This is a genomic window from Streptomyces sp. NPDC102259, from assembly GCF_044766465.1.
GTDB lineage: Bacteria > Actinomycetota > Actinomycetes > Streptomycetales > Streptomycetaceae > Streptomyces.
This window is the reverse complement of sequence record NZ_JBIWMA010000008.1, coordinates 255,195-276,939: the sequence shown is the minus strand read 5'-3', so window position 1 is coordinate 276,939 and position 21,745 is coordinate 255,195. Positions and strand designations below refer to the sequence as shown.

23 protein-coding genes are annotated in these 21,745 nt (G+C 70.9%); 15 read left to right on the top strand and 8 right to left on the bottom strand.

From position 1 onward, the window contains the following. Positions 1-34: 34 nt before the first annotated feature. The 3 genes from ACIRPU_RS21075 (at position 35) to ACIRPU_RS21065 (ending at position 3,330) form a co-directional block, all read left to right on the top strand. Positions 35-601 carry an aerial mycelium formation protein gene (locus tag ACIRPU_RS21075; protein WP_355706097.1) on the top strand — a complete coding sequence of 189 codons (567 nt, stop codon included), beginning with the start codon at positions 35-37 and terminating at the stop codon, positions 599-601. Positions 602-841: 240 nt separating this feature from the next. Beyond that, positions 842-2,107: a GNAT family N-acetyltransferase gene (locus tag ACIRPU_RS21070; protein WP_403869336.1), complete on the top strand. Its 1,266-nt coding sequence runs from the start codon at positions 842-844 to the stop codon at positions 2,105-2,107. 314 nt (positions 2,108-2,421) lie between these two features. Next, positions 2,422-3,330: a winged helix-turn-helix domain-containing protein gene (locus ACIRPU_RS21065; RefSeq protein WP_403869333.1), complete on the top strand. Its 909-nt coding sequence runs from the start codon at positions 2,422-2,424 to the stop codon at positions 3,328-3,330. Here the strand turns inward: ACIRPU_RS21065 and ACIRPU_RS21060 are convergent. Further along, positions 3,320-3,514, bottom strand: coding sequence for a hypothetical protein (locus ACIRPU_RS21060; RefSeq protein ID WP_355706094.1), 195 nt, complete (start codon positions 3,512-3,514; stop codon positions 3,320-3,322). The two genes, ACIRPU_RS21065 and ACIRPU_RS21060, sit on opposite strands and share 11 nt — an antisense overlap. Positions 3,515-3,664: 150 nt before the next feature. Between ACIRPU_RS21060 and ACIRPU_RS21055 the strand changes: the two genes are divergently transcribed. Together ACIRPU_RS21055 and ACIRPU_RS21050 are read left to right on the top strand one after the other, a co-directional pair. After that, on the top strand, positions 3,665-4,543 hold the full coding sequence (locus ACIRPU_RS21055; protein WP_403869330.1) for a GntR family transcriptional regulator: 879 nt from the start codon (positions 3,665-3,667) through the stop codon (positions 4,541-4,543). Then, positions 4,492-5,334: an HAD family hydrolase gene (locus ACIRPU_RS21050; protein WP_403869328.1), complete on the top strand. Its 843-nt coding sequence runs from the start codon at positions 4,492-4,494 to the stop codon at positions 5,332-5,334. The genes ACIRPU_RS21055 and ACIRPU_RS21050 overlap by 52 nt, the downstream gene beginning before the upstream one ends. Before the next feature lie 13 nt (positions 5,335-5,347). Here the strand turns inward: ACIRPU_RS21050 and ACIRPU_RS21045 are convergent, their stop codons facing one another. After that, positions 5,348-5,530, bottom strand: coding sequence for a hypothetical protein (locus tag ACIRPU_RS21045; RefSeq protein WP_403869325.1), 183 nt, complete (start codon positions 5,528-5,530; stop codon positions 5,348-5,350). Positions 5,531-5,704: 174 nt separating this feature from the next. Here ACIRPU_RS21045 and ACIRPU_RS21040 point away from each other — a divergent pair, with 174 nt between their 5' ends. Further along, positions 5,705-6,562 carry a GntR family transcriptional regulator gene (locus tag ACIRPU_RS21040; protein ID WP_403869322.1) on the top strand — a complete coding sequence of 286 codons (858 nt, stop codon included), beginning with the start codon at positions 5,705-5,707 and terminating at the stop codon, positions 6,560-6,562. A gap of 259 nt (positions 6,563-6,821) precedes the next feature. Further along, complete coding sequence (locus ACIRPU_RS21035) at positions 6,822-9,035, top strand: phosphotransferase (RefSeq protein WP_403869319.1); 2,214 nt, start codon at positions 6,822-6,824, stop codon at positions 9,033-9,035. Positions 9,036-9,065: 30 nt separating this feature from the next. Here ACIRPU_RS21035 and ACIRPU_RS21030 read toward each other — a convergent pair whose 3' ends face one another. Continuing rightward, on the bottom strand, positions 9,066-10,142 hold the full coding sequence (locus ACIRPU_RS21030; RefSeq protein WP_403869316.1) for a zinc-binding dehydrogenase: 1,077 nt from the start codon (positions 10,140-10,142) through the stop codon (positions 9,066-9,068). A 110-nt stretch (positions 10,143-10,252) separates the two neighbouring features. On the opposite strand from ACIRPU_RS21030, the gene ACIRPU_RS21025 reads away from it, so the two are divergent. Beyond that, a complete protein-coding gene (locus ACIRPU_RS21025; RefSeq protein ID WP_403869313.1) occupies positions 10,253-10,897 on the top strand; it encodes a TetR/AcrR family transcriptional regulator in 645 nt (214 codons plus the stop codon). A 49-nt stretch (positions 10,898-10,946) separates the two neighbouring features. Then, a complete protein-coding gene (locus ACIRPU_RS21020) occupies positions 10,947-13,070 on the top strand; it encodes a HelD family protein (RefSeq protein WP_403869310.1) in 2,124 nt (707 codons plus the stop codon). Positions 13,071-13,122: 52 nt separating this feature from the next. Here the strand turns inward: ACIRPU_RS21020 and ACIRPU_RS21015 are convergent, their stop codons facing one another. The 3 genes from ACIRPU_RS21015 to ACIRPU_RS21005 are packed head-to-tail and all read right to left on the bottom strand — an operon-like array spanning position 13,123 to position 14,912. Next, entirely contained in the window at positions 13,123-14,052 is a 930-nt protein-coding gene (locus ACIRPU_RS21015; RefSeq protein ID WP_403869307.1) for a patatin-like phospholipase family protein, read from the bottom strand. Then, a complete protein-coding gene (locus ACIRPU_RS21010; RefSeq protein ID WP_403869304.1) occupies positions 14,049-14,558 on the bottom strand; it encodes a hypothetical protein in 510 nt (169 codons plus the stop codon). The genes ACIRPU_RS21015 and ACIRPU_RS21010 overlap by 4 nt, the downstream gene beginning before the upstream one ends. A 51-nt stretch (positions 14,559-14,609) precedes the next feature. Then, a complete protein-coding gene (locus tag ACIRPU_RS21005) occupies positions 14,610-14,912 on the bottom strand; it encodes a hypothetical protein (protein ID WP_403869301.1) in 303 nt (100 codons plus the stop codon). Between the two features lie 254 nt (positions 14,913-15,166). Between ACIRPU_RS21005 and ACIRPU_RS21000 the strand changes: the two genes are divergently transcribed. The 6 genes from ACIRPU_RS21000 (at position 15,167) to ACIRPU_RS20975 (ending at position 18,575) form a co-directional block, all read left to right on the top strand. Then, a complete protein-coding gene (locus ACIRPU_RS21000; RefSeq protein ID WP_403869298.1) occupies positions 15,167-15,388 on the top strand; it encodes a type II toxin-antitoxin system VapB family antitoxin in 222 nt (73 codons plus the stop codon). Continuing rightward, a complete protein-coding gene (locus ACIRPU_RS20995) occupies positions 15,385-15,804 on the top strand; it encodes a PIN domain-containing protein (RefSeq protein WP_403869295.1) in 420 nt (139 codons plus the stop codon). The genes ACIRPU_RS21000 and ACIRPU_RS20995 overlap by 4 nt, the downstream gene beginning before the upstream one ends. 239 nt (positions 15,805-16,043) lie before the next feature. Further along, positions 16,044-16,679, top strand: coding sequence for a class I SAM-dependent methyltransferase (locus tag ACIRPU_RS20990; protein ID WP_403869292.1), 636 nt, complete (start codon positions 16,044-16,046; stop codon positions 16,677-16,679). Between the two features lie 195 nt (positions 16,680-16,874). Beyond that, on the top strand, positions 16,875-17,303 hold the full coding sequence (locus ACIRPU_RS20985) for a helix-turn-helix transcriptional regulator (protein ID WP_355706085.1): 429 nt from the start codon (positions 16,875-16,877) through the stop codon (positions 17,301-17,303). Positions 17,304-17,389: 86 nt separating this feature from the next. Then, positions 17,390-18,067, top strand: a complete 678-nt coding sequence (locus ACIRPU_RS20980) for a hypothetical protein (protein ID WP_355706084.1) — start codon at positions 17,390-17,392, stop codon at positions 18,065-18,067. 163 nt (positions 18,068-18,230) lie between these two features. Next, on the top strand, positions 18,231-18,575 hold the full coding sequence (locus ACIRPU_RS20975) for a DUF2516 family protein (protein ID WP_355706153.1): 345 nt from the start codon (positions 18,231-18,233) through the stop codon (positions 18,573-18,575). Positions 18,576-18,760: 185 nt separating this feature from the next. Here the strand turns inward: ACIRPU_RS20975 and ACIRPU_RS20970 are convergent, their stop codons facing one another. Together ACIRPU_RS20970 and ACIRPU_RS20965 are read right to left on the bottom strand one after the other, a co-directional pair. Continuing rightward, positions 18,761-20,302, bottom strand: coding sequence for a PP2C family protein-serine/threonine phosphatase (locus ACIRPU_RS20970; RefSeq protein WP_403869288.1), 1,542 nt, complete (start codon positions 20,300-20,302; stop codon positions 18,761-18,763). Positions 20,303-20,594: 292 nt separating this feature from the next. Continuing rightward, positions 20,595-21,686: an NlpC/P60 family protein gene (locus ACIRPU_RS20965; protein WP_403869285.1), complete on the bottom strand. Its 1,092-nt coding sequence runs from the start codon at positions 21,684-21,686 to the stop codon at positions 20,595-20,597. Positions 21,687-21,745: the final 59 nt, after the last annotated feature.

Here is a 21,745-nt window from a genome sequence, read left to right as displayed (position 1 = left end):
TCCCACACGCCGGGCGAGGGGACGGTAGAAGGACATGAGCACACCGAGTACCGGGCGGCCTGCGACACATCGGCCGCCGACACAGCGCAGCGACAGCCCCGTGCTGCCCGCGGAACCACCCGAGCACGACCTGACCCGGCTGAGCCTGCCCGAACTGCGCACCCTGCGCCGGGACGCCCAGCGCGACGAAGCCGATCTCAGCTATGTACGACGGCTGCTCCAGGGGCGTATCGACATCCTGCGCGCGGAGCTGGCCCGCCGCTCTCCGGCGGGTGCGGCCTCCGTGGTGGAGCGGCTGTCGGAGATCCTCACCGACGCCCCGGCCCGGCATCGTTCCTCGGCCCGTCACGTCACCCTGGGCACCCCGCAGAGCGAGGAGTACCGGCGCCTGGCCACCGACATGCTCGCCGACGTCGAACTCTCCGACCTGGACGCGCGCACCGATCCCGAGCTGCACGAGGGGATGGTCTGCCTGGTCCGCTACGAGCAGCAGGTCTCGAGCCGCCGCCAGAGCCTCCAGCGGACGGCCGACGAGTCGGGTGCGGAGATCACGCGTCGGTACCGGGAGGGAGAGGCGCAGGTGGAGGACCTGCTGGTGTGACTCCGGCCAGGTCCCGCCGACGAGGTCCCGCGTTCGAGGTCCCGCCGGGGCTGGGCCGGCGAGGCTGGGTCGCCGGGGTTGAGTCGCCAGGGGTTGAGTCGCCGAGGTTGGGCCGACGGGGCTGGGTCGGCCAGTCGGGGCGGTTGGATCGGGGCAGTTGGATCGGGGCGGCGGAGGCGGGGCGGCGGAGGCGGGAAAAAATCCCCGCACCGGCCGCCCGCCCCTGCCTACGGTGATCCCATGACCCGCCGACCCATGCAGCAGCCCCTCGACGTCCGCCCGATCACCGACGCGGAGCTTCCCGACTGGACCCGTGCCGTGAACACGGGCTTTCTGCGCCCGCCCACCAGCCCCGACCGGATGGTCGCCGACCGCCGCATCGCGTTCGCGGACTCCCGTGTCCTGGGCGCCTTCGACGCGGGGCGGTGCGTGGCGACGTTCCGCTCGTTCGACCAGGAGCTCACGGCGGTCGGCGGCGCCTCCGTCCCGGCCGACGCGATCTCCAACGTCACCGTCGCGCCCACGCACCGCCGCCGCGGAATCCTCACCCGGCTGATGGCGGACGACCTGACGGCGGCGAAGGACCGCGGGGACGTCGTGGCCACCCTGATCGCCGCCGAGTACCGGATCTACGGCCGGTACGGCTTCGGTCCGGGGACCACGATGACCGAGTGGGCGATCGACGTACCGCGCGCCGGCCTCGACCCGAACTGGTCGGGCCCGCAGGACGGCGGCCGGATCGACTTCGCCGACGGCGAGGAGATCCGCCGGATCGGCCCCGAGTTGCACGAGCGGCTGCGCCGCGCCCAGCCGGGCGCGATCGACCGGGACGAGTACTGGTGGGCGGCGCGCACCGGGCAGCTGTGGCTGCACGGCGATGCGTGGGTCGAGCCGTACTTCGTGGTCTACCGTTCGGCGGACGGTGTGGTGGAGGGCATGGCCTCCTACCGGGCGGACGACGAGTGGAGCGACGCCAAGCAGCCGCTGAACACGGCGACGGTGAACTGGCTGAGCGCGGTGACCCCGGCCGCGGAGCGCGCCCTGTGGCACTACCTCTGTTCCATCGACTGGATCACCCGGGTGAAGACGGGCTGGCGCTCGCCGGACGATCTGCTCCCGCTCCATCTGCCGGACCCGCGCGCGGCGCGCATCACCACGCAGGCGGACTGGCTGTGGGTGCGGATCCTGGACGTCACAGCGGCCCTGGAGGCGCGGACGTACGACGGGTCGGGGGCGTTGGTCCTCGAGGTCGTCGACCGGGCGGGCCTGGCCGGAGGCCGCTTCCTGCTGGACGCGACCCCCGACGGCGCCTCCTGTACGCCGACCACCCGCAGCGCCGACCTCACCCTGGACGTGGCCGAGCTGGCGACACTGTGGCTGGGCGACCAGTCCGCGGGGCGGCTGGCGACGCTGGGCCGGCTCCGGGAAGAACGAGCGGGCGCCGCCCGAGGGGCCGACGCCCTGCTGCGCACGTCCGGGCGACCTTGGTGCCCGGACATGTTCTGACGGCTCCCTTCTTCGTGCCTGCGTGGCCGTGTGTTCCTTGACTGCGGTATCCGTAGCTGTTCAGTTGTGACTGTGCGAGCGATCTGAAGTTGTGGCTGTGCGAACGATGTTCAGTTGTGGCTGTACGTCGATGCCGACTGCTCGGGCTCCCGGCTCCCCTCCGGAAGGGAGCCCGACCGGCCAACCGTCTGAAAGTTTGACCATGTTGTTGAAGTTGGCTGCCAACTTCACTGTAACTATGTCCGCTTGGAAGCGTCCTATAACCATCTCTCTTTGAACTGCCCAAAGATGGCGGGAAGTTGTAGTGTGCGGACGTGGAGCCGGAACATGCCTCCGTCAATGGGCGGAGGAGGACGGCGCGGCCGCAGCGGTCGCACCGCGAGGTGGCCGACGAGCTGCGCACCCGGATCAGGACCGGAGTGCTGCGGCCGGGGCAGCGCATGCCGACGCAGGCCAAGCTGGCGGACGAGTTCGGTGTCGAGCGGGGTGCCGTACGGCAGGCGCTGCGCATTCTTCAGTCCGAGCAGCTCCTGACCAACGTCTCCAAGGGAAGCCCGGCGACGGTCGCCGCGCGTCCGGGTGCGGTCGGCCTCCCGATGGGCCCCGCGGCGGCGCCGCAACCCTCGATGGTGGCGCTTCCGCCGCGGATCACCGAGGCCTTCGCGGCCGATCACGTCGAGGTCGACGCCCTGTGCCTGACGGCGGTCTCGCTGACGGCCGCGATCGGCGAGCCCCTGCGGCAGATCCACGCGGGGCGACTGAAACCGGCCAAGATCGACGTCCGTGTCCTGTTGCCGTCCCGGAACATCGAGCTCGCCTTTCCGGCGCCGGTGGACATCTCGGAGACCGGGCGGCTCCAGCGCCGCTGGCTGGCCCACCGCAATGCCCAGGGCCAGGTGCTGCGGCACAACCTGCTCACCCTGCGCTCCACGCACGGCATCGACGTGCACGTCACCTTCCGCGCGCTGCCCTTCACCCCGCCCGTCAAGCTGTATCTCCTCAACGGGGCGGAGGCGCTGTTCGCCTACTACACGGTCAAGCTGCGCGAGCAGACGATCGACCATGAGCACCTGGAGATGTACGACGCCGAAGGCACGCGGTCGGTGCTGTTCGCCTTCGAACAGGGCGCCGGACCGCGTGACACGACGTTCGTGGAGCAGTCCCACCTGTGGTTCGACGCACTGTGGGAGACGATCAGCTCGGAGCTGGTGCTCACGAGCTGACGGCGGGCCCGGTGGCGAGGAGGGCGAGGATCACGGCGCCGACGGAGCTGATGACCGGGCTCTTGGCCTTGATGCCGACGCTGAGCAGGAGCAGGCCGAGGGCGCCGGCGGTGCCGTACTTCCACTGGATGGTCTGCTCGACACCGACGACGAAGGCGGCGCAGAAGAGGACGAGGACGGGCATGGTTCCCCCCTTCGGAGGCTGGAGTGGGAGGCAAACCCTCCGCCAACTCACTCAAGTTGGTTGCCAACTATGACTATGTTGTCCCCACTTGGTAGCAACTGCTAAACAACTTTCAAACAACTCCCGCCAGATGGATGTAAGTTGTAGCGTTTGGTCGTGACCCAGGAGAACGTGGCAGTGAACGGCAGCAGGCTCTCACCCCGTGAGATCGCCGATGTCCTGCGCGAGCGCATCCGCGTCGGGGATCTCAGGGCCGGTGACCGGTTGCCCACCCAGGCGGAGCTCGCCGACGAGTTCGGCGTGGAGCGCGGCGCCGTCCGCCAGGCCCTGCGGGCACTCCAGGACGACGGACTGCTCACCAACGTGAGCAAGGGCAGCCCCCCGCGGATCGCGGAGCCGCCGGCGCCGGACCGCGGCGAGCCCCAGCCCACGATGGTGGGCCTGGCCCCGCGGCTGACCGCGGCCTTCAGGGTCCCGCATGTGCGTATCGACGCGGCCTGCCTCACCGCCGAGAGCCTGATACCGGCCCTGGGGGAGCCGCTGCGGCTGATCCACGCCGGCAGCATCCGGCCCCAGAAGATCGACGTCCGCATCCTGCTGCCGTCCCGGGACATCAGTCTCGCCTTCCCGGTCCCGGTCGAGGGCCGCGGCGAGGACGAGGACCCGGTCCACCATCGCTGGCTGTCGATGCGCAACGCGCAGGGCCAGGTGCTGAGTTACAACCTCCGCGCGTTGCGCTCGCACGGCGTGGACGTCAACATCACCTTCCGCGCGCTGCCGTTCACCCCGCCGGTGAAGTTGTACCTCCTCAACGGGCAGGAAGCGCTGATCGCGTACTACATGGTCGCGCGCACGGAGGAGACCACCGACAGCGGAACCCTCCACATGTACGACGTGCGGGGCACCGAGTCCCTCCTCTTCTCCTTCGAGAAGGCCGCCGGTCAGCGCGACGCCGCGTTCGTGGAGGAATCCCAGAAGTGGTTCGACGCCCTCTGGGAAACCATCACGACGGACCTGACACTCTCCTAGTGACCTCTGATACGACGCGGACGAAACAGGTGGCAGCCGACACCGGGAACGACGACACCGGGAACGACGACCCGGGGAACGACGGCACGGGGAACGTGACCGAGCATCTGCGGGAGTTGATCACCCGCGCGAGGGTCGTCCTCTGGGACTTCGACGGGCCGATCTGCCGGCTCTTCGCCGGTCACAAGGCGGAAGGGGTGGCCGACGGTCTCGTGGAGTGGCTCGAAGGGCGGGGGCTGCACGGCCTGCTGACGGATTCCGAGCGGGAGTCGCTGGACCCGCACGTCGTGCTGCGCGCGGTGGATCGCCGGCACCCGGGCAGCGACCTGGTCACGGAGCTGGAGGAACGCCTCACCCAGGAGGAGCTGAAGGCCACGGCCACGGCGATGCCCACGGCATGGGCCGACCCCCTGATCCGCACGCTGGTCGCGCTGAAGCTGCGGCTGGCCGTCACCACGAACAACTCCCCGCGAGTGGCGGCCACTTACCTGGCGAGCCGTGGGCTCACCTCCTGCTTCGCGCCGCACATCTACGGCCGCACCCAGGAACTGAGCCACCTCAAGCCCCATCCGCACTGTCTGAACCGTGCGCTGCGCGCCATGGGGTCGGCGCCCGCCACCGCCCTGATGATCGGCGACACCCCCTCCGACTTCCTTGCCGCCAGCGAGGCCGGCGTGCCCTTCCTGGGCTACGCGCGTAACGAGCGCAAGGAGAAGCTGCTCAGGGGCGCGGGCGCCACGACGGTGGTGAACTCGCTGGAGACGGTGCTGACGGCGGCCAGGCACACCTGAGCCGGTGCCCGGTTCAGGCCTGCGTCATCAGCACCACGAGCACCACGGCGGCCCCGACCGCGAGACCGCTGTTCCGAGCCCGTACCCCGACCGCGAGCGCGAACAGCAACACCAGACCCACGGTCCCCAGACGGCTCTGCGCCGCCAGCCCCGTGCAGAGCCCCAGGGCCTCCCAGAGCGCCGATAACAGGAGCATGACCTTCCACCTACCTGCCTTTGTCGGTGAACCTTGCGACTAGCGGTCCAATTGGACCGGTTGACTTGGGGTGGTTTTCCCCTGCCTGATTGATCCCTTAACCAACAGGCCGTTCCTGGACGGCACTTGACTGGGACTGGTGTGCCGCCGGTCGGCAAGCGGTACGGTCGCGAGGTGAGCGAACGGCAGGGCGACGACACAGGCGGCAGGGAGTTCCACCGGGTCGCCGACGCGCTGCGCTCCCGGATGGACGACGGGACGTATCCGGTGCGGTCCTTCCTGCCGTCCCAGCGGGACCTCGCCGAGGAGTTCGAGGTGTCCCGGGACACCGTGCAGCGGGTGCTGCGGATGCTGGCCGGCGAGGGCCGGATCGAGTCCCGGCAGGGCAGCGGGTCACGGGTGCTCGGCAGCCCGCCGGTCCAGCCGGCCGCTCCACGGACCCACGTGACGCTGGAGACCCTGCTCGACGAGGCCTTCGGCGTGCCCGAAGTCGCCCTCGACGTCTACACGTTGACGGCCGAGTCGCTCTACGCCCACATCCGGGTGCAGGCGGACCAGCTCCGCCTGCGGCCGAACACCCCCCGGCGCATCGTCCTGCGCATGATCCTCCCGACCGAGGACCTGCTCATGCCCTATCCGCGGGCCAAGGAGGACAAGGAGGACGTACGGCCGCGGGAGCGGCTGCACACCATCACCCGGCGGGCCACGGACTCGCTGCGCGGCCTGCTCAGGGACCTGGAGACCGAGAAGCTCGTGCACTCCGCCGAGCTGCACATCCGGCACGCTCCCCTGACCCCGGCCTTCAAGCTCTATCTCCTCAACGGCGCCACCGCGCTGCACGGTCCGTACCGGGTGATCGACCGCCGGATCACCCTGGACAGCGGAGAGGAGATCGACGCGCTCGACGTGCTGGGCCTGGGCGCCACCCTCACCAGCCATGTCAGGGACACCGACCCCGACTCGCCGGGCTCGGTCTTCGTCGGCAGCTGGCAGCAGTGGTTCGACTCGGTCTGGGAACATCTCGCCGAATAGCGAGTCCGTCGCACAGTGAGTTCGTCGATCTGTGGTTCGCCTAAGAGTCGAGGTGCTTGCGCTAGCATGCGCCGCATCGCACGAGCAACCGCTCCCGTTCGTACGTATGAGACGGCGAACAAGCCGGTCTCGACGGCCTGACGCAGCCGAGTGGCAGACCACCCATTGTGCTCACTCATCCACGCACCGGCCGTGCGGACCCTCTACCGTCTGCTTACCGTTTGCCCGACCCATCCCAGCGCGACTACCGGAGTGGCCAGTGCGCGACCCCCTAGTTCCCCAGTGCCGTCCCGGGGAGCGAGCCACTGCCGACCAGCACGACGCCGTCTACCGGGCCTTCGTCAGGACCGCGAAGGAGACGGGGAAGGTGTCCAGCGGTCACCACAACCACAACTACGTGCTGCCGCTGACCGAGCCCGTGGCGCGCCTGCTGGGGCGGGAGGCCGGCACCCAGGTGACCGTGCGGATCCGGCGTCCCGAGGCGCTGAAGGTCGTGATCAGGACCTGGGAGGACGAGGCTCTCGTCCTCAAGGCGGTGCAGAGCGAGCTGCCCCATGTGTCCGAGTGTCTGGTGACGCGATCCGCGCCACCCGCCTTCGCCCTCCACAGTCATGTGGAGGGCGTGCCGCTCTCCTGGGTCTGCGGAAACGGTAAGCCCGTCGAATCCCTGCTGATCGGGGAGCTGGCCGGCCTGCTGGCGCTGATGACCCGGGTGCGCCTGTCGGCGCTGCCCGCGCTGCCCGCCGGGTGGCCTGCCGACCGCGCCGACAGCCAGGGCTTCCTGCGGACGCTGGCGCGGCTCGCCGACCAGCAGATCCGCCAGGAGAACTGGGAGGAATTCGGGGGGCTGTTCAACACGCTCGGCATCCCGGACGACGCGCTGACCCGGCTGGCCGAACGGGTCCCCGCCATGGCACGGCGGCCGTACAGCCTGTTGCACGCGGATCTGCACCGGGACAACCTGATCGTGTCCTACGACGGCGATCCGCCCCTCGTCTGCGTCGACTGGGAACTCGCCACCTACGGTGACCCGCTGCACGACCTGGCCACGCACCTGGTGCGCATGCAGTATCCGGCCCACCAGTGGGCCGAGGTGGTCGACGCCTGGGCGAAGGCCATGCTGGACCACCGGCCCGCCGCCACCAACGGCCTGGTCAGGGACCTGGCCCACTATCTCGCCTTCGAGCGGGCACAGTCCGTCTACCCGGACGTGATGCGCGCCGCGCGGTCGCTGGAGGACTCGTTCACCCAGAAGAGCCTGGACGAGGCGACGGCTGAGGTGCGCAGGGCCCTGGTGGCGGCGGTCGGGCCGCTGAGGCTGCGTGACGTGCCGGAGCCCGCGGAGATCGAGAAGGCGCTCTACCGCTGGCTGGCCTCGCGCAACAAGGGCGACATCAGCGGGCGGGACTGGATCGGCCCCGCCATCTCCTGGACGGCGGACCGGCGGCTCCCCCAGCACCCGAAGTTCCCGGCGAGCGCGGTCAGGGAGGCGCTGCTGGCCGAGGGCGCCGCCCCCGCGGGGAACGTCTTCAAGGGGACCGCGCACCTCAACACGGTGGTCCGGGTGAGCGGCTGGACCGAACCCGTGGTCGTACGCCGGCTGCTCTCCAACGTCCAGCGCAGGGAGCCCAGCATCCTCAGCGAGCACGCCGTGCTCCGGGCGATCGAGAAGTCGGGTGTGAAGGTCGAGGCCCCGCGCATCCTGGCCCTGGGCGAGAGCTGCACGAAGGACCCCTTCGCCATCCACACCTACGTCGGCCCGCGCCGCGGCGGACTCCCCGAGCACCCGGTGAACGGTCTGCGCCCGCGCGAGGCGGACGCGCTCGTCGACCAGCTGTGCGCGCTGACGAAGGTCGATCACAGCCTGGTCGACCCGGTCTCGGGCAGCGACGGCTTCTACGTGTGGCTGTGCGACCAACTGGTGAAGCTGGTGCAGACGCTGCCGAAGGAGTCGACGCAGCTGGCCCGGATGCTCGGGCTGCCCCACCACGAGCGGCTGGGGGAGATCCTGTCCCGCCACACGCTGACCCACCGGGCGCCCGCCCTCCTGCACGGCGACCTCAACCCGTGGAACCTGGTGCGCGGCGGCCGGTACCTGCTGACCATCATCGACTGGGAGATGGCCCTGGTCGGCGACCCGCTCTACGACCTGGTCCGGCACATGCACCTGACCCCGACCCGGCCGGAGATCAGGGACCGCATGTTCCGCCGGTGGGAGCGGAGCATGCCCCCGGAGTACAGCACGAACTGGCGGCTGGACTGGCCGGTGTACCGCTGGATCGAGATCATCCGGTCGGCCTACGTCGATCTCGACCGGCTGGTGACCAGGACGGGCCTGGACGCCCCCAACGTCCGCCGGGCCGTGGACTCCTACGCCGAGACGCTGGCCGCGGCCACCGCCTCCCTCGGCCTCCCGGCCTCACGCACCGCCAATCCCTACCTCGAACTGGCCCTCACCCGGGGGCGGGGCTGACCCGGGGGTGGCTCTGACCTGCGCGTCGGTTCACATCCCCAGCACCACCTTGCCGACCAGTTCCCGTCCCTCGATCGCCGCGTGCGCCGCGGCGGCCTCCGTCAGCGGGAACTGAGCGCCGATCACCGGCCGCAGCCGCCCCGCGGCCGCCTCCGCCAGGACGTGCGCGGACATGCGCCGCGCCTCGGCCTCGCCGAACTGTAGGTCCCCGATCCCGAACAGGGTGACGCCCCGGCGTTCCGCCTCCGCCGCGTCCACCGTCGCGAAGCCGCCCGAGGGCGCCCCGTGCGCGGAGAAACGGCCGCCGTCGGCGGTCAACGAGAAGGCCGAGAGACCGAGTTCGCCGCCGACGCCGTCCAGTACGACATCGGCGGCGGCCCCCGTGGCCTCGGTGGCCCCCGTGGCCTCGGCGGTCTGGGCGGCGGCCGCTGATCCGGCTTCTCCGGCTGCTCCGGTACGGGCGGTTTCGGCGGCGCGGGTGGGCGTCGGCGGCCCCAGGGCCTCCCGTGCCCGGTCCGCCCAGTCCGGCTCCGACACGTCCACCACCGCGTCCGCTCCCAGCTCCCGCACCAGCGCCGACTTCCGCGCTCCCCGTGCCGCGGCCACCACCCGGGCGCCCCGGGCGCGGGCCAGTTGGACGAGCAGGGTGCCCATGCCGCCCGAGGCGCCGAGGATCAGGACGCGGTCACCGGGGGCCACGGCGGTGCGCTCCAGCAGACCAGCGGCCGTCACCCCGTCGTGGACGAGTGCCGCGGCCGTGCGCAGGTCCACGCCGTCCGGGACGGGGGTCGGCGCGGTGGCCGGGACCGTCACGCGCTCGGCGTAGCTGCCGTCCACGAAGGAGGTCACCCTGCGGCCCACCCACCCTCCGTCCACGCCCGCGCCGACCGCGCTGACCGTGCCGGCGACGCCGCCACCGGGGACGTACGGCGGCTCGACGGGAAAGTAGGCGCGGAACAGGCCCGCACGGACCTGGGTCTCCACGAAGATCGTGTCGGCATGGGCGACCTCGATCAGGAGCTCGCCGGGGCCCGGGACCGGGTCCGGCAGCTCCACCGTGGCCAGGACCTCCGGTCCGCCGAACGCCTTCACCTGTGCTGCTCGCATGACATACCTCCACTGCGGTGCCATTGGATGCGCGTGCATGGAGTCTTCGACCTCAACCCCGGTTGAGGTCAAGCGGGGTCGGGCGCCGACCGGCCCCGTAGGCTCGGTCCATGAGCGAGACCGGGCTGCGTGAGCGCAAGAGGCGGCGGATGTACGAGGCCGTGTCGGACATCGCCGTCCGGCTCTTCATCGAGCGCGGTTTCGACGCGGTGTCCGTCGCCGAGGTCGCCGCGGCGGCCGAGATCTCCAAGCCGACCCTCTTCCGGTACTTCCCGGCCAAGGAGGACCTGGTCCTGCACCGGATCGCCGACCACGAGCAGGAAGCGGCCCGGGTCGTCACGGCGGCGCGGGCCGAGGGGGTCGCACCGCTGCCCGCCCTGTACCGGCACTTCCTGGCCGGACTGGCCGCCGCCGACCCCGTCACCGGGCTCAACGACCACCCGCACGTGCGCGCCTTCTACGCCCTGCTCTACGGCACGCCCTCCCTGGTCGCCCGGCTCCACGGCTACCTGGAACGCTCGGAGGGCGCCCTCGCCGACGCCCTGGTGGACGAGCTGCCCGACGCCCTCGACGCCCGGCTGGCCGCCGGCCAGATCATCGCCGTCCGGCGGATCCTCGCCGAGGAGAACTGGCGGCGGATCGCGGCGGGGGAGCGGGTGGAGGACGTGCGGGGGGACGCGGAGGCGGCGGCGGGGCGGGCGTTCGCGGTGCTGGGGGCGGGTCTGCCGCAGCTCGGTCGGGCGACCGCCGGCTGATACCAAGTAAAAAATGTGACTCGGTTACGTTATTCGTTACCCTTGTCGTATGACGACAACCGAGCCGGTCCCTGAGGGCGACCCGACGAGCCCGCCGGATCTCGGCACCGCGTTGCACCACGAACGCGCCCACCACGACGCCTGCCGCGCCGCCCTCGCCGCGATGGTCGAGGGCGCCGACCAACACGTCGTCACCGGCGAGGACGTCTCCGCCTCCGGCGCCGACGCCGAGGTCCTCGGCTTCCGGCTGCGCAGCCACGCCAAAGCCCTGCACGAACTGCCCGAAGGCCCCCTGTTCTTCGGCCGACTGGACTTCGCACACGGCACGGGCGGCGAGCACGAGGGCCTCGCCCACCACATCGGCCGACTGCGCATCAGCGAGCACCCGGCCGCCCCGCCCCTCGTCGTCGACTGGCGTGCCCCCGTCTCCCGCGCCTTCTACCAGGCGAGCGCCCGCGACCCCCAGGGCGTGGCCGTCCGGCGCCGGTTCGGCTGGGCCCCCGGCAGCCGGGGCGACTCCGCCGACCTCACGGGCCTGGAGGACGAGCACCTCGACACGGGCGGCCCAATCGACGAAGTGGAGCGGCCCGGCCGACCAGACGGGTCAGGCGGGGCAGCGCGGCCGGGTGGGATCGTCGCTCGCGAGATCGAACGGCCCCGCGTCGGTCCGATGCGGGACATCGCCGCGACCATCCAGCCCGAGCAGGACGAACTCGTCCGCGGGGAGCTCTCCGAGTCGGTGTGCGTGCAGGGCGCTCCCGGCACCGGCAAGACCGCCGTGGGCCTGCACCGGGCCGCCTACCTCCTCTACACCCACCCGCGACGCATCCAGCGCGGCGGACTGCTGATCCTCGGCCCCAACCGCACGTTCCTCTCCTACATCGCCGAGGTGCTCCCCTCCCTCGGCGAGACCGGCGTGCGGCAGTCGACCCTGCACGACGAGATCGCCCACCGGCCGGCGACCGGGACGGACCCCGACCGGACCGCCGCCGTCAAACACGACGCCCGGATGGCCGAGGTGCTGCGCCGGGCGGTGTACGGCCGGGTGACGGCCGACCGCGCCGAGGACCTGTCCGTCCCCGACGGCTCCTACCGCTGGCGGATCGCGGGCGACCGGCTCACGGACATCGTCGTCGGGGTGCTCGCCGAGGAGCCGCCGTACGAGATCGGGCGCGAGCGGGTCCGCAGCCGGATCGTGCGCCGGATCCAGGAGCAGGTGGAACGCCGGAGCGGGCCGCGCCCGGCCTCCTGGACGCGCCGCGTCGAACGGGCCCGGCCGGTGAGCGCGTGCGTGGAGGCGGTGTGGCCGAAGGCGGGCCCGGAGGAGGTCCTGGCCCGACTCCTCATGGACGCAAAGGAGTTGGCGCGAGCCGCGGACGGCATCCTGGACCCTGAGGAGCAGCGGGCCCTGCACTGGCCGCGCCCGCCCCGCTCGCCGAGGTCGGCGCGCTGGTCGCCCGCCGACCTCGTCCTCCTCGACGAGATCGCCGGCCTCCTCGACCATCCCCAGGGGTACGGCCATGTCGTCGTCGACGAGGCCCAGGACCTCTCCCCGATGGAGTGCCGGGCGGTCGCCCGCCGGGTCCGCTTCGGCTCGCTCACGGTCCTCGGCGACCTGGCGCAGGGCACCACCCCCTGGGCGGCGGACTCCTGGCCGGCGCAGATGGCCCACCTGGGCAAGCCGGACGCGACGATCGTCCCGCTGACCACGGGCTTCCGTGTCCCGGCCGCCGTCCTCACCCTCGCGGGCCGCCTCCTCGACCTCCTCGACGCCGACGTGCCGCGCGCCGACTTCCTGCGCCGGGACGGCGAACTGCGCGTCCGGCGAGCCGACGGCGACCTGCGCTCCGCGGTTGTCGCCGCCGTACGCGACGCGCTCCCCCGGGAAGGCTCGATCGGCGTCATCGCCGCGGACCCCCAGGTCGACGGGGTCCGCGAGGCCCTGACCGGGGCCGGCATCCCGACCTCCGGCCCGGACGACCCGGCCGCCCGGGTGACGGTGGTCCCGGCGACCCTCGTCAAGGGCCTCGAGTACGACCACGTCGTCGCCGTCGAACCGGCGGCCATCGCGCAGTCGGAGCAACGCGGCCTGAACCGGCTCTACGTGGTGCTGACCCGCGCGGTCTCGCGACTGGAGGTGGTGCACGAACGGGAGTTGCCCTGGGAGGCGTGAGGAAGACGGCAGGCCGGTGGCGCGGCGGAGGGGCCGCCGGGGGCCGGTGACCTCAGGCCCAGTCCTCCAGGGCCTCCCGCGCCGCCCGGTACCCCCGGTCGATCAGGTCCGGGACGCCGGCGGCCGACCAGGACGAATGGCCGGTCGTGTCGATGGTGACGGCCAGGTCGGCGTGGCGGCCGTTCGCCGGGTGATCGGGGCGGGACTCGAACCAGCGGCGCCAGCGGGCGTTGCCACGACCGAAGCCCACGGCGATGACCCGCTCGGCGCCGAGCCGGTGCGCGGCCCACACCGGGGACGGCGACAGCACCGCGCCGTCGACGCAGAGCGCGCCGCCCACCTCCAGCCGGACCGGCGGGAACAGCCCGGGTACCGCGCTGCTGGCGCGTACGGCCGCCGTCAGCGAGCCGGAGTCGACCAGCCGGGGCGTCGTGGACCGCAACTCCGTGACCACCGCGCCGAACCGGGTCGGCAGATCCTCGATCAGCAGATCGCCGAGCATCTCCTCGATGTTGCGGGCCAGGGGAGTGGTGTCCAGGAGCCCCAGGCGCGGGGCGATCGCCGCGGATCCGAAGTCCGCCCACTGAGCGCGCAGCAGCCGCCCGGTGATCCGCTCGCTGTCGGTCCCGGCCGCCCAGGCGCCGCCTATCAGCGCCCCCGCGCTGGACCCGGTCACCACGGACACCTCGATCCCGGCCTCCTCGACGGCCCGCAGAACACCGGCGTGCGCGGCGCCGAGGACCGCCCCACTGGACAGGACCAGACCGACGGCGGACGACTTCGGCGAGGACACGTGCGCGCTCCCCTTCCGGGTGAGGTTCGTTGGGGTGGAGTGGGAGTCGCGGTGGAATGCCCGCGGAGGCGTGTCTGGCATCCCGGCGGTCAGCTGGTGGAACGATGAGGCTGTGCCGACGAACATGCCGGGACGCCGGCCGACGCAGGCGAAGTGCTCGCGCTCGCTCATTTCCCTGATCTGTCTCATCGGTCTCCCTCGCGGGTCTGGCGCGGTGCGGACCGTGCACTGTGCGGATGCCGACGGTCGTTCCAGAGCCGTCTGAGGGCTTCGAGTTCGGTGCGGGGGAAGTGCTCGCCCCATTTGCCGCGGTAGCCGCTCTCGCCGTAAGCGCGCGCGGCGTCGTCGAAGCACCGGATCGCGGCGCGGGCCAGCTCGTCGATGGCGTATTGGCTCGACCAGAGTTCGGTGCCCGTGTTGTCGTGGTCGCTTCCGTCCCGGAGTTCCAGGATCCGCATCCAGACGTGTTCGTCCTCCCGATAGAAGATCCATCGATAGGCGGTCGGCTCGGCCTCGAACTGCGCTCGCGTTTCCGTCTCGCCGGCGATCAGCCGGGCCAGCGCGGTCAGGAATTCTTCCGGCGCGCTCGTGATGTAGGAGGCGGTGAGCACGATGACCGCGTGGCGGTCTGTGACCGTGCAGTCGGCCCAGCCGTGTCCTTCGAGGCGCCAGGCAAGGCGCAGGCCGGTTGTCACGATGGATTCCCGTCCGTAGATGGTCCACGTCGACCGGGACGGTGATGGGACTTATCCCGCAGGGTCGTCGAGCATGTGCTGCTGCCCGCGGATGCCCTGGAACAGGCTGCTGGTCTCGACGTCGAGACCAGCAAGCACGAAGGTGGCCGCGATTCGTTCCGAGAGGTAATTCAGCTGATCGTACGCCTCGGCTCCGTTGCGGGTCGGCAGGTCGAGGTTGTGGATCTCGTCGACCAGGACGAGGGTGGTGCCGAGCTTGCCGAGCAGGTCACAGACGGCGTTGGGGACCTGGACCTGGCTCATGCGGTGCTCCAACGGGATGCCGAGGAACCGGGCGAACTCGCCTGCGAGCATCTTCGGGGTGGCGCCGGGGAACGGTGACGAACACGACCGGCGGTCCGCCGACAGCAGCGGGGTTGCGGCGCCGGGTGATCTGCTCGACGTTCTTGCCCAGCTGGGTGATCGCCCGGGGGAGCCGCGACCTCGTCTGTCGGCGGTCAGCGAGCCACGACAGGAGATCTGGGGGTGGAACGCGCCGGTGGTCCGGGACAGGCATGCACCCCACCGATACATATACTGGATATTGCCCTTGAATAGAGGAGTCCAGTATGAGCGTGACGACAATCGACCTTGATGACGATGCGCTGGAGAAGGCCATGCGTGTCGCCGGTGGTGGCACCAAGAAGGACGTGGTCAATGCCGCCCTTCGCGAGTACGCCGAACGCCATGAGCGGGCCGCGCTCGTTGCCAAGCACTTCCACGCCGCCCAGCAGTGGGACTATGAGGGCTGGCAGCAGCACCGCGTCGAGGACAAGCATGGTGGCGCGTGATCCACTACCTGCTCGACTCCTCGGGTCTGTGGCGCCTCCTGCGCGAGGAGCAGCTGAGGGACGCGTGGCTGGAGACCACCACCCTCAGGGCCATCGGGTCGTGCGCTGCCCAGCGGGCCGAGTTCCGGCGTTCAGCGCGCAACGCAGTGGAGTACGAGGCCATGGGGGAGATGTTCACGGATCTGTACCCTGACGTACCTCTCCCGAAGAGGTTGTGGGACTGGGTCGACGCAGCCCAGTACGCGCTCGCCGAGAACGGGGCCCTCGGTGCGGCCGGGCCGCTCGACCTGATGATCTGCGCGACCGCCGTGCATCATGGACTGGTTGTCCTGCACGACGACGCTGATTTCGTCACCGTGGCACGCTTCCTGCCCGACGTCAGCGAGCGGAATGTGCGCAACGCTCCAGGTCTCTAGCATCCTCGGCCGTCTGAACGCGCGAGTACACCCGATCCCCGCCTTCAGCACCCACCCGGGCCGAACCGGCAGCACTGCCGCGCAGGTGAGGCGAAGATCCCGACCGATCATGAAGATCGGCGGGATCTGGTCAACTGCTCCCCGAGGCACTCAAGAACAGTCGACCGCTGCATCCACGGCTCGCCGCGATCCATGACCCACTCGACCCCGATCGCAGCGATCTCGACGCGTACGTTCAGATGGCGGAGGAGTTCGGGGCATGTCAGGTGCTGGACATCGGCTGTGGAACAGGTGTGTTCGCGCTTCTGTTGGCTGAACGCGGGATCGACGTCGTCGGCGTCGATCCGGCCCAGGCGTCCATCGACGTGGCCCGGGCCAAGCTGGGCGCCGAGCGAGTGCGGTGGATCTGTGGCGATGCCTCGACACTCCCGCCGATGCGGGTCGACCTGGCGACCATGACCGCGAACGCCGTACAGCAGATCCTCGATCCGCAGGCATGGCACGAGACCCTGCGCGGCGCGTACGAAGCACTACAGCCTGGCGGCCGTCTGGTGTTCGAGACCCGCGATCCAGCCAGACGCGCTTGGGAGGAGTGGAACCGCGAAGCCTCATGCCGCGTGACGGAGATTCCGGATGTCGGCTCCGTCGAGAGCTGGGTCCAGGTGATCGAGGTGAGCGAGCCACTGGTGACGTTCCGCTGGACCTACGCGTTCGCTGCTGACGGGCAGGTACTCACGTCGGACTCCACCTTGCGATTCCGTGAGCGGCAGGAGGTCGAGACGGAGCTGATCGCACAGGGCTATGAGGTGGAGGACGTTCGCGACGCGCCCGACAGGCCGGGCAAGGAGTTCGTCTTCGTCGCGCGACGCCCGTAGCCCGACTCGCAGAAGCCTCGCCGCGCAGTTCGTTCGGGACTCGATCACTTCGCCGAGCAGATCCAGCGGGAAACCTCACAAGCACTGGGAACAGACAGTCACTATCGTGCTCAGGCTCATCAGTCTGGAGTGGCGCGACACACTATTGCAAGCAGGTGCTTGCAATAGTTAGCAAGACTGGTGCACAGTGGAGCCATGGCATCGCTCAACGTCGGCAATCTCGGTGAGTACCTGCGCGAGCAGCGGCGCAACGCGCAGCTGTCGCTCCGGCAACTCGCCGAAGCCGCCGGGGTGTCCAATCCGTATCTGAGCCAGATCGAGCGCGGGCTGCGCAAGCCGAGCGCGGAGGTGCTCCAGCAGGTCGCCAAGGCGCTGCGGATCTCCGCCGAGACGCTGTACGTGCGGGCCGGCATCCTCGACGCGGAACGGGACGGGGAGGAGTACCGGGACGGCGCGACCCGCGCCGTCGTCCTCGCCGACCCCACGCTGACCGAGCAGCAGAAGCAGGTGCTGCTGCAGATCTACGAGTCCTTCCGCAAGGAGAACGGATTCGCGGACGGCGACGGTACGGCGGGCCCACGGAAGCACGAGAGCGACGCCGACCCGCAGCAGACGGCCAGTTGACCGGACCAGGGGACCGGCCGCCACGCTGCGGACCTGCACGACCCTCAGCCGAATACGACGTATGTGAATCCGGGAGGACCTTCACCATGGCCATCACCGACGACCTGCGCAAGACCTTCAGCGACCCGACTCCGTTCTACTTCGCCGCGGGCACCGCCGATCTGGCCCTCCAGCAGGCGAAGAAGGTGCCGGGTCTGGTGGAGCAGCTGCGCACCGAGGCCCCGGCCCGTTTCGAGGCCGTCCGCAACACCGACCCCAAGGTCGTGCAGGAGAAGGCCGGCGCCCGCGCCAAGGAGGCGACCGCCAAGGCCAAGGAGGCGCAGGAGACCCTCCAGTCCAAGGTCACCGACTTCATCAGCAGCCTCGACGGGGACATCAAGAAGATCGGCAGCACCCTCGACGCCGACCTGAAGAAGTTCGGCGAGTCCGCCCAGGACTTCGCGCTGCGCGGGGTCGGCGTCGCCGCCGAGTACGCCGTCAAGGCCCGTGAGACGTACGAGAAGGTCGCCGAGCACGGCGAGCAGGCCGTGAAGACCTGGCGCGGCGAGGCCGCCGAGGAGATCGAGGAGCTCGCCATCGCGGTCGAGCCCAAGTCGGAGCCCAAGCCCGCGCCCGTGGTCCAGCCGGTCGTGGTCAAGGACGAGCCGAAGCCCGCCGCGGCCGACGCGCAGTCCGAGTTCGCCGCGGCGAAGAAGGCCGCGGCGGCCAAGAAGGCTCCGGTCCGCAAGCCCGTCGCGAAGAAGACCACGCCGCCGGCCAAGTGAGACCGACGGCCGGGACGGACACGGCGGACAGGGACATACAGTCACGGGCCGGGCACTCGAGGAGTGCCCGGCCCGTTGTACGGGTAGCGGGAGTGCGGTTGCGGGTACGGTGACCGCGTAAGGACGAGCGAGTCGAATCGCGTCGAGTCGGGTGGTGGACGTTGTGCTGATCGAAGGCTTCGCCGGGCTGGTGTGGCTGCTCTATCTCGCCATGCTGGTCCTCGCCGTGGCGGCACTGGTGATGGCCGCTCTGTTCCGTGATGACGCCTACCGGGCCGCCGACAAGCAGAACAAGGGCTTCTGGCTGATCATCCTGGGCGTCACGGTGGCGGTGAACCTCTTGGTGCCGATGCTCTTCCTCCAGCTCGCGGGACTCGTCGCCACGATCGTCTTCTTCGTGGACGTACGGCCCGCCCTCCGGCAGATCGGCGGGGGCGGCGGCTGGGGCCGCAGGCGCGGCGGCAGCAGCAGCGACGGCCCGTACGGTCCGTACAACGGCGGCCGCTGAGCCACACCACCCTCGCCGTCCCACCCACACCACAAGAACCTACGACGCCCCCGCAGCCCCTTCCCGGGGCGCGGGGGCGTCGCGCTCAGGCCTTGTGCCGCCTTTGGGCCTCAGGCCTCAGGGCTACGGGTTTGGGCTGCGGGCTGCGAGCCATGGGCTGCGGGCCATGGGCCATGGGCCATGGGCTACGGGACCGGGATCGGAACCGGGACGCGGTCCAGCAGGACCACTGCCACGTCGTCCGTCAGCTCGCCGCCGTTGAGCTGGCGCACCTCGTTGACCGCGGCCCGCAGCAGCGCCTCACCGCTCAGCCCCTCGGAGAGCTGGCGGCGGATCATCTCCACCATGCCGTCCTGGCCCAGCCGTTCCCGGCCCTCGCCGATCCGCCCCTCGATGAGGCCGTCGGTGTACAGCATCAGGCTCCACTCGGCGCCCAGCTCGACCTGCATCCGCGGCCAGCGGGCGCCCGGCAGCAGGCCGAGGGCGGGGCCGTTGTTGTCGTACGGCAGCAGACGCGCGGGCCGGTCCGGGCGGGCGATCAGCGGCGCGGGGTGGCCGGCCAGGCACAGGCCCGCCCGGCGGCCGTCGGGCGCGATGTCCACCGTGCACAGCGTCGCGAAGATCTCGTCGTCGTCGCGCTCGTGCTCCAGCACCTGCTGCAGCGTGTTCAGCAGTTCGTCCCCGCACAGGCCCGCCAGCGTCAGCGCCCGCCAGGCGATGCGCAGCTCCACGCCGAGCGCCGCCGCGTCCGGGCCGTGCCCGCAGACGTCGCCGATCATGGCGTGCACGGTGCCGTCGGGCGTGCGGACGGTGTCGTAGAAGTCGCCGCCGAGCAGCGCGCGTGAGCGGCCGGGGCGGTAGCGGGCGGCGAACCGCAGCGGGGAGCCCTCCAGGAGGGGCGTGGGCAGCAGGCCGCGCTCCAGGCGGGCGTTCTCCTGCGCGCGCAGCTTGCCCTCGGCGAGTCGTCGCTCGGCCGTGTCGGAACGTTTCCTCTCCACCGCGTAGCGGATCGCGCGGCTCAGCAGCCGGCCGTCCAGCTCGTCCTTGTAGAGGTAGTCCTGGGCGCCCACGCGTACCGCCTCGGTGCCGCGCGCGGCGTCGCCGGACGCGGTGAGCGCGAGCACGGCGTGCCGGGGCGCGAGCCGCAGCACGTGCCGCAGGACGGCGAGCTCGTCGTCGGACTCGCCCGCCCTGCCGGGCGCCGGCAGCGCCAGGTCCAGCAGGATGCAGTGGACGTCATGGGTCAGCAGCCGCTCGGCCTCGGTGAGGTTGCGGGCGGTGCGCACTCGGATCGGGCGGCCGTCCGCGTCGAGCAGGTCGTGGACGATCGGCGCGGCCGTGGGGTCGTCCTCGATCAGCAGCAGGGTGAGGGTGGTGTGGGTGGCGCCCACACCGGTGGCGCTCACGCTGCTCGTGCTGCTCGTGCTCGCACTGGTCGTGCTCGCACTGGTCGTGCTCGCACTGGTCGTGCTCACGCTGGTCGTGCTCACGCCTTGGTGGACGCCGTCGGCGGGCGTGGCGTTGAGCGCGGTCTGGTGCGCGGTCCGGTGCGTGGTGTGGGGCGCGCTGTGGTCGTGCGTGGCGGTGTTCCGGTTCTCGGCCGTGGTCGGGGTCGCCTCGTTGCGAACGGCTTCTTCCTTGGAGGGGCCGCCGACTGCGGGCGCGGCCTGCGCCTGACCACTCTCCACGGCCGGGATCGCTCTCTGCCGCGGTACGGGTACGGGCATCGTCTTGGGTTCCTTCCCTCCCCCCGAGGGCATGGCGGGGACGAGGGACCTCGACCCACCGACGGGGACCATAGCGGCAGAAGGCGTCGCAACGGAATGGTGTGCGGCAGGCCGCTTGATCTCTGGCCCCTGTCATATGCCGCGTTCTGTACCGCATTTGGGCGGGGCGGGTGTGGTGCGGAGATGACGAACGTCACGTCCGCGCGGAGTTTGGCGACGAGGCCGAGGTGGCCTGGGTCACGTAGCGGGCGTACGCCCCCGAGGAGCCGCCCGGCCGCCCGTCCGCCGGGCCTCACGCGTCCGGCCGGACCACCCCGAGTATCGGCATCGTGCCCGCCCCCGCGAGCGTGACCGTGCGGCCCGGGCGCGGGGCGTGGATGATCGAGCCGTCGCCCACGTACAACGCGACATGGCTGGCGTCGTCGAAGTAGATGATCAGGTCGCCGGGGCGCATGTCCTCGACGGCGATGTGCGGCAGTTGCTTCCACTGCTCCTGCGAGGTGCGCGGTATCGCCTGTCCGGCGCTCTTCCAGGCCTCGGAGGTCAGTCCGGAGCAGTCGAAGCTGTCCGGCCCCTCCGCGCCCCACACGTACGGCTTGCCGATCTGGGCGGTGGCGAACTGCACGGCCTTCTTGCCCTGGACGGACGCCGCGCTGTTGATCTCGTCGAGGACGCCGGTGTCCAGCCAGGCGGTCTGCGCCTCCAGCGCGACCTGCGCCTCGAGTTGTTCGAGGCGCTCCTTCTCCTTCTTCTCGAGCTGGGACTCGAGCTTCTCGGCCGCCGCGATCTGCTTCTCGATCTTCTTCTGGGCCGCGGCCTTCGTCTTGCGGCCCGCCTCCAGCTTCTGCCACTGGGTGGAGGCGTCCTTGGAGTACTGCTCCAAGTCCTGCTGGGTGCGGGTGAGTTCGCCGATCAGGCCCTTGGTCGCGCGCTGGCCCTGGAGCACCCGGCCCGCGCCGTCGAGGAACTCCGACGGGTCGTCGGTCAGCATCAGCTGCGCCTCGTCCGGCAGGCCGCCGGTGCGGTACTGGGCGCGGGCGGCGGCACCCGCGCGGTCCTTGAGATCGTCCAGCTTCTCCTGGCCAGCGACGATCTTCTTGGCCAGCTCGACGATCTCCGCGGACTGCTTCTTCGCCGCTTCCTCGGCCGCGTTGTAGGCGTCGGTGGCGACCGCGGCGTCGTGGTAGAGCGCTTCGAGCTTGGTGCGGACGGCCTCGAGGTCCTTGTTGGACGCGGTGGAGGGGAGCGGTGGGGTCGTGGAACTCGCCGTCGGCGACGGCGTGGGGCTCGGGCTGGCGAACGCGGTGCCGGGTGCGCCCAGCACGGTGACCGCGCAGACCACCGTCACAGCCGCAGCGAGCAGGCCGCGCTTGCCCGTTCCCATACCCCGTCCCCCAACCCCTGATTAACCGTCAGTAACATACGGTGCCCGGGGGATCGTGC

Bases quoted from the DNA above. Each gene is read 5' to 3' on its own strand.
- ACIRPU_RS21070 (WP_403869336.1), top strand. From the start codon at position 842: ATGACCCGCCGACCCATGCAGCAGCCCCTCGACGTCCGCCCGATCACC.
- ACIRPU_RS21005 (WP_403869301.1), bottom strand. From the start codon at position 14,912: ATGCTCGCAGGCGAGTTCGCCCGGTTCCTCGGCATCCCGTTGGAGCAC.
- ACIRPU_RS20970 (WP_403869288.1), bottom strand. From the start codon at position 20,302: ATGCCCGTACCCGTACCGCGGCAGAGAGCGATCCCGGCCGTGGAGAGT.
- ACIRPU_RS21045 (WP_403869325.1), bottom strand. From the start codon at position 5,530: ATGCTCCTGTTATCGGCGCTCTGGGAGGCCCTGGGGCTCTGCACGGGG.
- ACIRPU_RS21030 (WP_403869316.1), bottom strand. From the start codon at position 10,142: ATGCGAGCAGCACAGGTGAAGGCGTTCGGCGGACCGGAGGTCCTGGCC.
- ACIRPU_RS20990 (WP_403869292.1), top strand. From the start codon at position 16,044: ATGGCGGAGGAGTTCGGGGCATGTCAGGTGCTGGACATCGGCTGTGGA.
- ACIRPU_RS21000 (WP_403869298.1), top strand. From the start codon at position 15,167: ATGAGCGTGACGACAATCGACCTTGATGACGATGCGCTGGAGAAGGCC.
- ACIRPU_RS21060 (WP_355706094.1), bottom strand. From the start codon at position 3,514: ATGCCCGTCCTCGTCCTCTTCTGCGCCGCCTTCGTCGTCGGTGTCGAG.
- ACIRPU_RS21025 (WP_403869313.1), top strand. From the start codon at position 10,253: ATGAGCGAGACCGGGCTGCGTGAGCGCAAGAGGCGGCGGATGTACGAG.
- ACIRPU_RS20980 (WP_355706084.1), top strand. From the start codon at position 17,390: ATGGCCATCACCGACGACCTGCGCAAGACCTTCAGCGACCCGACTCCG.
- ACIRPU_RS20985 (WP_355706085.1), top strand. From the start codon at position 16,875: ATGGCATCGCTCAACGTCGGCAATCTCGGTGAGTACCTGCGCGAGCAG.
- ACIRPU_RS21015 (WP_403869307.1), bottom strand. From the start codon at position 14,052: ATGAGACAGATCAGGGAAATGAGCGAGCGCGAGCACTTCGCCTGCGTC.
- ACIRPU_RS20965 (WP_403869285.1), bottom strand. From the start codon at position 21,686: ATGGGAACGGGCAAGCGCGGCCTGCTCGCTGCGGCTGTGACGGTGGTC.
- ACIRPU_RS21020 (WP_403869310.1), top strand. From the start codon at position 10,947: ATGACGACAACCGAGCCGGTCCCTGAGGGCGACCCGACGAGCCCGCCG.
- ACIRPU_RS21075 (WP_355706097.1), top strand. From the start codon at position 35: ATGAGCACACCGAGTACCGGGCGGCCTGCGACACATCGGCCGCCGACA.